At 65.5% G+C, this 420-nt stretch carries 1 protein-coding gene; it reads right to left on the bottom strand.

The genetic code is table 11. The features are described 5' to 3' along the window. The coding region (locus tag I6F37_RS41630; RefSeq protein WP_225154616.1) for a glycoside hydrolase family 3 C-terminal domain-containing protein at positions 1–359 on the bottom strand (359 nt) is incomplete at its 3' end. Positions 360–420: the final 61 nt, after the last annotated feature.

Raw genomic sequence — 420 nt, 5'->3', positions numbered from 1 at the left:
CCGGTTGCTTTGGCGGCGGAAACCGCGGCGGTGTCTTCGGCGGAAAGGGTGAGATCGGAGCGGTCACCTTTGCTTTCGGCATATGGATCCTCACCGACCACGACGAGGGCAAGGTCCGCGCCGGTGGCATCAGGTTGATCCTTCGAATCCGTGATCAATGTGTCTTTCCCCGCGGCTTGGCGCAGCGCTTGGAGAATAGTGGTCCCGCCGGTCGTCACCGCGCCGCGTTTGCCCTGCCAATCGACGGTCCAACCGCCGCATTGCATGCCGAGGTCGTCGGCCCCGCGACCGCTGACGTGGATCCGCCTGGCCGTGAGGGAAAGTGGCAGCAGCTTGCCTTCGTTCTTGAGCAGCACCATCGACTGGCGGACCGCCTCGCGGGCGACGGCGCGACGTGCCGGGGAACCGAACTCCTTTTGC

The sequence above is a fragment of the Bradyrhizobium sp. NBAIM08 genome (assembly GCF_020193935.1).
GTDB classification, from domain to species: Bacteria; Pseudomonadota; Alphaproteobacteria; order Rhizobiales; family Xanthobacteraceae; genus Bradyrhizobium; species Bradyrhizobium yuanmingense.
Note: the sequence above shows the minus strand (reverse complement) of the source record. Positions and strands in the feature narration are given on the sequence as shown.